General features: G+C 65.0%; 5 protein-coding genes. 3 read left to right on the forward strand and 2 right to left on the reverse strand.

Features of this window, described 5'->3' with window-relative positions; genetic code table 11:
• The first annotated feature begins 37 nt into the window (after window positions 1-37).
• The 3 genes from ABR737_RS33145 to ABR737_RS33155 all read left to right on the forward strand — a co-directional run bounded on the left by ABR737_RS33145 (window position 38) and on the right by ABR737_RS33155 (window position 5,642).
• On the forward strand, window positions 38-2,848 hold the full coding sequence (locus ABR737_RS33145; RefSeq protein ID WP_350254565.1) for an ATP-binding protein: 2,811 nt from the start codon (window positions 38-40) through the stop codon (window positions 2,846-2,848).
• Between the two features lie 401 nt (window positions 2,849-3,249).
• On the forward strand, window positions 3,250-4,812 hold the full coding sequence (locus ABR737_RS33150; protein WP_350254566.1) for an AAA family ATPase: 1,563 nt from the start codon (window positions 3,250-3,252) through the stop codon (window positions 4,810-4,812).
• Window positions 4,812-5,642, forward strand: a complete 831-nt coding sequence (locus ABR737_RS33155) for an HNH endonuclease (protein ID WP_350254568.1) — start codon at window positions 4,812-4,814, stop codon at window positions 5,640-5,642. Before ABR737_RS33150 ends, ABR737_RS33155 begins: the two co-directional genes overlap by 1 nt.
• A gap of 152 nt (window positions 5,643-5,794) precedes the next feature.
• On the opposite strand, the gene ABR737_RS33160 is transcribed toward ABR737_RS33155, so the two are convergent.
• Together ABR737_RS33160 and ABR737_RS33165 are read right to left on the reverse strand one after the other, a co-directional pair.
• Window positions 5,795-7,000, reverse strand: coding sequence for a hypothetical protein (locus tag ABR737_RS33160; protein WP_350254569.1), 1,206 nt, complete (start codon window positions 6,998-7,000; stop codon window positions 5,795-5,797).
• Between the two features lie 2 nt (window positions 7,001-7,002).
• Window positions 7,003-11,610, reverse strand: a complete 4,608-nt coding sequence (locus tag ABR737_RS33165; RefSeq protein ID WP_350254571.1) for a coiled-coil domain-containing protein — start codon at window positions 11,608-11,610, stop codon at window positions 7,003-7,005.

Genomic DNA, 11,610 nt, shown 5'->3' on the forward strand with positions numbered 1-11,610 from the left:
CCATCCACAACGTTGAAGTACAGGGGGTTGGAACGCAGTGAGTTCGAGCTATCGGCTGTCGTCCTGGACAGAGGTCGCACGTCCGCACGAGGATGTGGCGGCTGGCGTCCTCGACATGGGGACGTACGCAGCCAACCTCTCCGGGGTCTTCCGAGGCCGGAAAGGTATCTCACCCGTCTACGCAGATGCCGGTAGGTTCTATCAGGCGACGTACCTCACCGAGAAGATGCGAGAGCTGCTCACGGACGTCGTGAGTGTTCTGGCCGGAGGAACCGGCTCTCACGTGTTGCAGCTCCGGACCCCCTTCGGTGGCGGTAAGACCCACAGCCTTGTCGCGCTCCTCCACTTGGTTCGCAACCGTGCCGCCTCCCTGGCTGCTTGTCCCGAGTTGAAGGACATTGCTGACCCGGGGGACGTGCGGGTCGCTGTGTTGTCTGGTGAGGAACTGGACGCGCTCACTCCGATGACGGCCACGGGAATCGAGACGCACACCCTGTGGGGAGAGTTCGCAGCGCAACTCGGGCGCTACGAACTCGTGAAACAGCACGATCTCGCTGGTGCCGCCCCGGGCGGCGATGTGCTGCGGCAGGTTATTGGTGACAGCCCGACCCTCATCCTCCTTGACGAAGTCTTGATCTATGTCGAGAAGGCCATGGTCGTTTCGAAGGGAGAATCGAACGCTGGCCGTCAAGCCATGCTGTTCCTTCAGTCCCTGACAGAAGTGGTCAGCGCACAGCCCAATGCAGCCATGGTCTACAGCCTTCAGGCCAGCGTCGGTGAGGCCGTGGGTGCCGAGGGGCTTCTCAGCGACTTGGACAAGCTCGTCGCGAGAGTGGATGCCAAGCGCGAGCCTGTCGCTGGCGACGAGGTGCTCCGCGTTGTGCAGCGGCGGCTCTTCGCGGAACTCGGCGACGAGACCGTCCATCAGGAGGTCGCACGCTCCTATTCCGACCTGCTTCGGAAACAGCTACTGGCTACAGCGGAAACTGGTGACGCGCGACGAGAAGCCGATGCAGCGGCCGACTCCCTGGAGGGGCGGATCCTGGCTGCGTATCCCTTCCACCCCGAACTGCTGGACCTCATGTACCACCGATGGGGGTCTCTGGTCTCGTACCAACGCACCCGCGGTGCCCTGCAGTTCCTGGCAGCAGTCGTCCATGCCCTGTGGCGGTCGGGGGCGCAAAGCCCACTTGTAGGCCCCGGCGATGTTGACTTCAGCGATGAGTCAACTCGTGGTGCATTCTTCTCCCAGGTCGGTGAACGGGAGCGATACGCATCGGTTCTGGCCAGCGATGTGACGTCGGACGGTGCGGGATGCGCGACCGTAGACCGGACCCTCGGGGCAGATAGCCCGATGCTCGCGCAGCTCCGAATAGGAACTCGTGTGGCCTCCGCCATCATGCTGTACAGCTTCGGGGCGCGTGAGGGCGAAGACCGAGGTGTCCTCGAAACGGATCTCGTCCGAAGCGTCCTGGTTCCCGGGTTGACTCGAAACGTGGTCGTTTCCGCGTTGCGCGACCTTCGTGAGGAGGAGCTCTACCTCCACTACACGGGACGCCGGTACCGCTTCGAGCCAACTCCCAACCTGACGAAACTCGTACGCGACGAGGGCACCAAGCTCAGCTCCAAAGAAGTGCTCGCCGAGGTTCGAGGCGACCTTGAGAAGCAACTGCAGGGCAACAAGGGAGTGGCTCTGTGGCCAGAAGCACCGGGCGGCATCGCTGACGAACGGCCCTTCTTCACAGTTGCCTACCTGCATCCGGACTGGTCCGAAGACCGTGATCCTCAAGCAAAGTTCATTGAACAGGTAGGCAAGGGAAGCCCACGGCGCTATCGCAACGGACTGGCCCTGGTCCTCCCGGATAAAGGCCAGTTCGACCTTGCCCGCCATGCTGTAAGGCTGCGTTTGGCTGCTGAAACACTCCTGGCGAAAGCCAGGCAGTACAACTTCGGCCCCGAGCAAATCGAGGAACTCAGGGAGAAGGCCGGCAACGCGCGACGAGATGGCTCCGCCGCTATCAGCGCCGCATACAGCACGGTGACCATCCCGACGCGGTCGCGGGCGGGGGACACGCCATACGTGCTTGAGTCCGCAGACCTGCGCACGATGCTCGCGGCTGGCCGCGCCCTTCACGAACGCGTGGTGGAAGCCCTCAGTCAGCGTGTATTCAGCTCCATCACCCCTGCGAAGCTTGTTGCCCTGGCCGGCCTGGGGCCGGACCGGAAAGCCGTCACGTGTGGCGACCTAGTGGACTGGTTTTACAGCTACTACGACTTCACCAAGCTGTGGGGCAAGAAGGCCATCGCCTCCGCCATAGCGAAGGCTGTCTCGGAGTCCGAACTCGGCTACGTGGTTGGCGTAATCCGAGAGGATGCAGAGATCGCTCCTCGTGATGCACGCCAAGTTCGTTTCGGTGATCGGCTGCCGGCCGATGAAATCGACCTTTCGGACGACGCAGCCATCCTGTGGCGTGACTACGCGCAGAAATATGTCCAGGCGGCTGCGGAACCAACTGCTCAGCAACCCGAATCCAGAGCTGAGGCCCGACCTCAGCCCACCCCTTCAGCGCAGCCCGCCAAACCGCAAGGGGGTACGCAAGGCGGCGGTGGTCCGGCAACCGGAGTCCAGAGTGATGTAGTGCGAGTGGCCGACGTCAGAGCCACCATTGAACGATCTGGTGTCTTCAACCTCAACCGGGCCCTTTCCTGGCTGAGGGGCGAGGTAGGCCCCGTTCGCATTGAGATCAGCATTCACGCCGAGGGCGAGTTCGATCGAGGTTCCTTCCGTAACGGGTTCCTGGAGCCCCTCGAAGAAGCCACGGAGGATCTCGACATCAACACGCAGTAATGCAAGGTCTTTCGTCTCCCACGGATAGTGCAGGCATGCAGCGCGGGCTTTCGCCCGCGCTGCGGACGGTTGACCTCTGAACCGAGATGTTGGATTGGTGAGACTCGCACAGGTGGCATGTGGGCCTCATGTTGTTCAGCGGCCGGGACCGGACTCGCTTTCCCCAGAACCCCAGCAGCACGTCTGTGGCGTGGAATGGCGCGACAGCTTGGCGACACGAAATGGAGCGTCTCATCTGGGGGTTGGGCGCATGCCATGCGCAAGCTTAGGCGTAGGCCGTAGTGAACACGCTGGGCGCTATGTGTGGATGAAGCTACGTGGGCCTGCTGTGGTTTGCCTAGTCCAGATGCCGGTGGTTACTGACCGTGTGGGAGCGCGGGCGCGGGAGGGGTGGAGGAAGCGTGCAGTTCACAGTTGTGGAACGGGGCGAGCGGCAACCGAAGGACCTGCGGTCGCACGCGCTGCTTGTACGAGACCGGTGGAACGACTTCGGCTTCGTGACCATGTTCCATCTAGTGATCTACGACGAGGCCGGCCGTCGGCACGGGATTGGTGAGGTGAAGATCGGCGAGTTCGGGATGCAGGGAGGGCAGGAGCAGACGCTGAAGCGCCCCGGCCGCATGGTGCGAGTACCTGGAGAGTTCGAAGAGCTCGGGGAACGTCACTTTTCCCTGGGGCAAGACGACTCGTACTATGAGCGCCTGCGGCAGCTTGGAGATGTTGTTCGTGTTCCGGTGCTGTCCGCTTTGAAGGACATGGCCTTCAGGGAGAGCATCTTCGATCGTGCACAGCACGAGCAAGTAACGCGCGAGTCCCTCATGCGTTTCTTGAAGCCGAGTGCAGTCGAGGAGCAATTCCGCCGAATTGCCCAGGGGGGTGCCCGAGTCTCAGGCTTCGAGGTGGCATACGAGGCGCCTGTTCCTGTGGGAGGTGGAGGCAAGTCGCTGGTCCTGCAGTTCGGCGTGATGCCGAACTCGCGGCCTTCCACGAACATCCATGTGTTGATCGGCCGCAACAGCGTCGGCAAGTCCTTCTTGCTGAATAGTCTGGCCCGGGCTGTCGCCAATCACGAAGCTGATCAGCGCGAGGTGGGTCGCATTGTCGAGAGCGCGCGGGGCGCCCGCAGTTCCTTCGCGAATCTGGTTAGCGTGACTTTCAGTGCCTTCGATGAGTTCCCGCTCATCAGCGAGGACGAGGTCGCCATCTCCTACGCCTATGTCGGGCTAAAAATTCCTTCAACTAGCTCTCGCCAGCCGCGCGTCAAGACTCCCAGCCAGCTAATGGGCGACTTCGCAGATAGCGTGGAGGCTTGTTTGACTGGGGAGCGCGCAGACCGATGGGCCAATGCTCTGCGGACCTTGCAGTATGCGAGCATTGGCTTCCTCGACGAGCGCTGGGTGGAGGAATTCCAGTCCACGCAGAGCGCGAGCGCCCGCCGACGCAAGGCTCGGCAGCTGTTCGCAAGTCTCAGCTCGGGGCACAAGGTTGTCTTGCTGACGATGACCCGTCTCGTGGAACACGTCACTGAGCGGTCGCTGGTCGTTATAGACGAGCCTGAGTCCCATCTGCACCCGCCCCTGCTGGCTGCATTCATCCGCGCTCTTTCTGATCTGCTCACCGACCGTAATGGGCTGGCGGTCCTTGCCACCCACTCGCCCGTCGTCCTCCAGGAGGTTCCCGCGTCGTGCGTGTGGAAGCTGCGGCGCTACGGAAACCAGTTGGTCGCCGACCAGCCGACTGTCGAGACGTTTGGTGAAAACGTCGGAGTCCTCACCCACGAGGTGTTCGGGCTTGAGGTGACGGACTCTGGATTTCACCGTGACCTGAAGGCTGCTGTGCGGCAGGGGCTTTCGTACGAGAACGTACTTGGGCGTTTCGACGGGCAGTTGGGCGGCGAGGCGAAGGCCATCGTCCGGTCTCTCATCACTATCCGGGATTCAGACGAGGTGGAGGGTCAGGTCTGATGTGGTCTCTGCCCGCGCCGGCTCTCTCCCCGCGCACTGTTTATTCGCTGTGCATCAGCAAGTCTTTGCCGAAGACCAAGGCGCGTCTGCATGCCTTGGAAGAGGATGTGGTAAACGCTGCTGACCGTTTTGAAGCCGCAGCTGCCGTGGCAGCTCTCCATACACTGGGTGACCTCAAGACCAAGCCCTGCGATAAGGCCGTCCGAAAAGAGCTGAGGAACAACTACACGCAGCGCATGTCGAGCAAGAAGCACCCGGCGAGGGTGCACTACGACCAGCTGAGGAACGTCCCTTCTGGTCGTTGCCCTCTGTGCGGCCACCGTGATGTGGAGACGCTCGACCATCAGTTGCCGAAGGCGGACTACCCCCTGCTCGCAGTGGTGCCGACCAACCTGGTCCCCGCTTGTCGCAGTTGTAACACGCTGAAGAGTGATACCGGCCCGGAGAGCGCAGGCAAACAGACGCTCCATCCCTATTTCGATGACATCGGCGACGAGCAGTGGCTCTTTGCCCGAGTACATGAAGTAGTGCCAGCCGCGGTCACGTTCTTCGTGACGCCGCCGAAGACCTGGGACAGTGTTCTGACAACTCGGGTGCGATGGCATTTCAAAGTGTTCAACCTCGCAGAGCTCTACGCAGCCCAGGCTGCCCGAGAGATGGGCGATCTCCGGTACGTACTGAAACGCAAGGCCCCGTCCGTGATCGGTGATCATCTCAAGGACGAAGCTGAGGGCCGAGCCGAGAGATCCCCTAACCACTGGAGGACCGCCATGTTCCAGGCGCTGGCCAGCAGTTCCTGGTACATCGGAGGTGGCTTCGCGCTGGAGTAGTGGCTGGTCGTCCCGACCAGCAGGAGTGGATTAGGCAGACGGTTGGCAAGCTGCGTTGGTCACGCCTCAACGTAACCATCTTGGGCACTGCTTGTAGAGCGGAGCCGGGGCCTCGGTCATCAGTCACGCGCCACGTGACGATTGCCGTGATGTTACCTTCGCGGGCTCGGCTCCGAAGGTGTTGCCGGACTAGCCCGGGCGACATCTGTGGGGGGCGCGTGGTGGGTGGGCAGGGGACCGTCCCCTGGAACGTCGCATTTCTCAGCGGCGGTGGCGCCGGGAACGGCAGCGAGCTGTTGCCGCAAGACTCCGTGGCCTGGCGTGAGGAGATCCCGCAGAGCGGTGAGGTGCAGGGCCTCCTGTCGGACGATGGCTCCGTTGGTGAGCAGGTGGGTTGTGCGGGGGCCGAGCGGGGTGGTCAGCCAGGAACAGACGCTGCGGGCGGCTTCGGCGCTCACCGCGGCGGCCTTTCTGTGCGTGCGGTTGAGGAGTGCGGCGTAGAGGCCGCCTGCGGGTGTGAGCGGCGGAAGGCCGGCCGAGACGGATCGTTGGCTCGCGAGGGCGACACAGTGGAGACCGTCGAAGTCGAGGTCCCCGTAGTAGAGGATTTCGGTGAGCCGGTGGCCGGTTTCTGCGAGGCGCTCGGGGAGAGTGCTGATGCTGGCGGCGATGCGGTCGCCGTCGCCGAAAGCGATCCAGCCGACTTCGTCGCGGTGGGGCCACTGCCGCAGGATGCGGCGGAGGTTGTCGAAGGCGGCCGTGTTCTCGACGATGAGTAGCCAGGGCGCTGGCCCGAGTTCGATGACGTTCAGGGGCTCGGGGGTGAGGTAGGCACGCAGGTGGTCTCTGACGCTCAGGAGCCCTTCGAGTACCCACTTCGAGTCGTGAATGCCGTCGAGGTACTTCTCGTCGCCGAAGAGCTGACAGGCGCGGTCGCGCAGCGGTACGGGTTCGCTGGTTGCTCCGCCGGCTAGGAGGAAGTCGTTGAGGGCGGTGAAGAGGCCGTGGTCGTGCTGGCTGAGTCGGCGTCCGTCGAGGAAGGACAATTCGGCGGCCCAGGAGCGGGCCGCTGGCCGGTGGGTGGCGGAGCGAGGCGGGTCGATGCGCTCGGCCCAGCGGGGCAGGGGCGGCAGCGCAGTGTGGTCCCAATGTTTCTTGGTGGCGGGCAATCGAAGGGTGCCGGCGGTCTGGAGCGTGTTGAGGGCATCGGCGAGGAGGTTGCGGCGTTCGGGCGCGGTGAGGAGGGCGGGGTCAGCGGAGTACGCGGCGTCGGCCAGGTCGTCGAAGAGGATGCGTTTGCGTGGATGCGCGTGCAGCCGTTCCCGGAGTATCTCGCTGAGCGGGCGTAGAGCAGTCATGCCTATTCCTCCCCATCCTGGTCTGCCGGTTCTGGTGTTTCGCCGGTCTGGTCGCTGGTGGGCTCGGTGAGGGGGAAGCGGTGCAGTCGTGCGGCGCGGATGCCGTCGGAGTGGGCATTGGTGACGCCGTCGCTGACGGCATCTCCGTAGCGTTCGGCCAGCTGGACGAGACGATGGCCAGTCCGCGCGTCGTGGGCGTTGTTGCGCAGTCGCAGGATGAGGGGGAAGCGGCCGACGGCGTCGAGGTCTTCCACGCCGGTGGTGTAGATGAGCTGAACGCCATGGGTGGCGGCGACTGTACGTTGCAGGTCGATGAAGGGCACGTAGTTGGACTTGCCCATCGGGTTGTCCAGCAGCAGGGTTCCGACTCCACCGGGCAGTCCGCGGTTGCGGTTGGCCGCGCGGACCTGCGCAAGGCAGCAGTACAGCAGCACGGACACGGTCAGGAGTTCACCACCGGAAAACTTCTTGATCTTCGTGACGTCGACGGGGTCCATGACTGGGATCGGGTGCGGCTTGAGGACCTTTGCGGTGATGTTCCCGCTGCCGCCCAGGGCGGCCAGTACCAGGCGCTTGGCCAGGTCGAGCGCCGGGGGCAGGACGTTGGCGCTGCTGGAGTGTTTGACGGCGACGCCGGCGACCAGGGTGTCCACACTGGTGGAGATGCGGTGGGTGAGGGTTTCTTCGCTGCCCCAGTCGGCGAGCTTGAGGGTGAGGAAGGGCTTGCCTGACCATGCCCCCAAGCCCGCGGGGAGTTTGGAGTGCCGGGCGACCTGGTGCAGCGAGTCCACGACGGTCTTGGCGAGCGCGGCGCACTGCTGGACCAGGAGAAGCTGGTCCTCGGTGAGCTGATCGAGCAGCGTGGTGATGCGCTTTTCGCGCAGTTCGATCTCCGGAATCAGGGTGGCCAGCGAGGCGTAGAGCTGCGCCGAGTCCTCGGTGAGCCGCGCCACGAGCTGGGCATCGACGGCGTCGGCATATTGCCGATCAGCGGCCAGCTGGTGAACATGGCGGGTGGCTGCGGCGAGTCTTCGCGTGGCCTTGGTGAGGGTCTGCTGCGCATCGGTGATGGCTGTGGTGAGCAGGTCCCGCAGGTGGTGGGCCTGCTTCTCGGTCATCTCCGACGCGTCCGCTTCCACAATGTCGCAGCGCTCTGCGAGCCACCCGGCGGCGTCCGGCAGCGGCGCTGCAAAGTCGGGTGTCCAGTGGGCAGCCAGCCCGTCGAGGCTGGCACGGAGCGCATCGTGGGCACGGTGCAGAGAACTCGCCTCCAGTGCAGCTGTGTTGGCCTTCTCCTTGAAGGCGTGGTGTTGCTCGATACAGGTGGTTTGCTCGCGGTCTGCCTGTTCGGCTGCCTGCCGGGCCGCCGCGGCTGCGACTGCGGCGGTCTGGGGCTTGGAGAACTCCCGGAGCGCCGATGTCGAGGCATCCGGGTCATTGACCTGATGGGCGGTGGACGCTTCGGATGCCTCGGCTTGCTCGGTCAGCATGGCGCAGCGTGTAGCTCGGGTGGCCGCCTCCTGGGCCTCGCGGCCAGCTCGCTCGACTGCCTCGTCTCGCCCTTCCGGCGTGGTTGCCTCAGGGCGGGTGGCCAGCTCGGCTGAGAGCATGCGCGTGGCGTCGTCCAGGGCACCCAAGCTTTTGTCGGCGTGCGCCAGGCGGCTGGCGGTGATGGCAAGGTCGGTGCGCAGCTGGGTGTCGGCCGCTTCGGACTCCAGGACGGTCCGGGCGTTGGTGAAGCGTTCCTCCAGAGCGTCCAGCGAGGCACGCTCCAGGGCACGCTGGTCCAGGTTCGCTGCGCCGGTCTCGGGTACCAGTGTGGCGAGCTTCCGCAGGGAGCTGCGGTGGCGTTTCAGGTCCTGTTTGCAGACCGTTTCGTCACGCCGGTGGCGCTGCTCGGCTTTTCGAGCAGCTTGCTTGTCGCTGGCAGCCTGGCGTGCCGACTCCTGCTGGTCGGCTTGGTGCTGCCGGAAGGCACCGAGCTGTTCCCTCAGGTCCGCAGTGCGTTGGGACTGCTCTGCGACGTGCCGGGACCGTTCGGTGCTGGCGACTACCTGACCAAGGCGGCTCGTCGCGTCGACGGTCTCTTGCTGGATCCGATCGCGGAGAGTCTGCGCCTGTCGGTGACGCTCGTCGTGTCCGTCAAGTTGGGTCTTCCATGTGTCCCTGCGTGTCTCGGCGCGCTCCAGGCTTTCCTGGAGCCGTCGGCGCGGCTCGACCCCGAAGGCGTCCAGGTGTTCGGCCAGCTCCCGGGCCAGGGCCCGGTCCCGGTCCTGCGCTGTGATGAGGTGCTGGCAGCGCTCTTGGCTTTCACCGATCCGGGTACTGAGCCGCACCAGTTCGTCATCGGCGGCCCGACGCTGCAAGGCTGCTGCCTGGATGGGGAAGACGGCGTGCACATCGCCGGGACCTGCGCTGGTCAGGCGGGCACGGGCGGTGTGACTGTCACAGACGGAGATCACTGAGCGGGTGCTCATGCCGGTGGCGGCGATGGACCGGTGCAGGTCCTGGTCGTCGACGGAGCCGAGGACGACGATGCCACCCACGACGTCGGGCGCTTGTGCGATCGCGGCGGCGTGCCGTGAGGGAGGCAGGGAGTCGCGCAGGAACTGCAGGCCGCTGACCGCGTCCACCGTGCTGTCGGTGGCCTGCAGGGCGGCCAGGGCACGTTCGGTCTCCAAAGGAGCGGGCAGGAACCCCTCGCTCTCCAGGCAGGCCAGGGCACGCCGGTCGGCTGCCGCGGCAAGCTGTTCGGCAATCAAGGCGTCCCGGGCCCGGGTGATCTGGTCCTGCAACACCTGCAGCAGAGGCCGGCCGGCCACATCGAGGTCCATGCCGCTGCCAGTGACGTCGAGTTCGTCGTCGAGCTGGGCGAGCTCGGTCAACCGGGAGTGCCGGGCCAGGCGCTGCTGCTCTGCGCGCAGTGCGTCCCACCGGTCCCAGATCCGGCCGTATTCGGTTGCTGCCTCCCGCCAGTGCCTGTCGGCGGTATCCCGGTCGTCTGCAAGCTGGGTGAGCTGGTCAGCGAGCTCCTTCAGACGTGCCTGACCACGGACGAGCTGATCCTCCAGGTGTGCGGCGTCCGCGGCCCATCGGGCCTGAGCTTCCGGCGGGGTCTCCTCCCTCTCCAGGAGGCCGTCTTTCCGTGCTTGAGCGATTAGGGCGTCGATCTTCTTGAGGGACTGCTGGAGGGACATGAGGCGGCTGCGTGCCTGTTCCTCGGCCACCAAGTGCTTCTTCTCGGCCTTGTCAGCCGCTTTCCCTTCGCGTTCGGCATCCTTGATCTGCTGCGCGAGGTGGCCGGCGTCGCCTTCGCGCGCGCCTATGACCTGAGTGAGCTTGGCCCGGAGCATCGCGCCAGCGGCCTCCATGGCTTCACGCAGAGGGGCGATGTCGTGGGCGCGGCGAGTGAGCAGGGCATTCAGCTCGGCTTGTTCGCGGGCCAGACCCTCGCGCTCCAGGTACGTGTGGACGCTCTGCCAGGCTGTCCGATGCGCTTCGGCCTTGCTGTTCTCGGCTTCGGCCTTCTTCTGGTCGGCGCGGCGGGCCCGGGTGGTGAGGACCGCAGCCGCGTGATCGAGCAGATCGGCCCGCAGCCTGTGCGCTTCGCCGCGAGTACGGGCCTGTTCGGCCTGCTGCTTGGCCCTGCTGGCGCTGGTGGTCGCTGCGGTCTGCTGAGCGGTGAGTGTGTCGCGGCGGGCGCTGATCCATGAGCACGCCAGCTCGCCGGCTGCATGGACGGATGTCATCTCGCCGTTGAGGGCTGCCACATCGGCGACAGCCTGCTGCAACGGCCGCAGCCGGGTGATCGCCCCGGTCAGGAAGCGCAGTTCGAGTTCCCGCGCGGGTCGCTTGGCCAGCCGGACCGCCTGGTTCTTGAGATTGTTGCGCACCGTCGTGGGCTGTGTGGGATCGACAACCAGGTCGATGAGGAGTTCCAGGAAGCCCTCGGCGCTGTCGAACTGGAAGAGTTCGGTGATCGCGCCCTCATCGAGGTTCATCCGGCGCTGCACCTGTAGCAGCCGCGGATCGAGCCCGCGGTCCGAGAGCATCTTCTCCCAGGTGCCTTGATTGCGGTCATTCACGATCTGCAGATCCAGATGGTGGTCGGCAGCCATCTGGAGAGTGAGGGCCTTGAGATAGCCCTCCTTGCTGCGCCAGCCCCCCAAGGTGTGCACGGGCAGGGTGGTGAGGTCGGTGCCGGCGGCCGGGCGCAGGGTGTACCAGGCGCGCTGGAGCTTGTCCCAGGCGTCGTCGTCGCTGGCCGGGCGGTGTCCATCGGGCCACTGGTAGACGGCGCCCGTGATCAGGGCGGGGCCGCCGAATGGGGAGGCGTCATCCTCCCATTCCGCGACGACGTGCGCGGGTTTGCCCTCCAGGACGTAGTCGATCAGCCCCTTGTTCTTCGCGTAGCCTATGAAGTCGGCCTTGCCGGGCAACAGCAGGTTGAAGAATAGGGCGAGCAGGCTGGACTTGCCGCCGCCGTTGCGCAGCCAGACGATGGCGTCGCTGATCTGGCCTCCGGGCTCGGTCAGGTCCAGCAGGGTTCCGTTGAAGCGGGCGTCCTTGTGGCCGATGTTCTCCAGCCGGATCCGGCGCAGTCGCAGCAT

Origin of the sequence: Streptomyces sp. Edi2, assembly GCF_040253635.1 — a bacterium.
GTDB lineage: Bacteria > Actinomycetota > Actinomycetes > Streptomycetales > Streptomycetaceae > Streptomyces.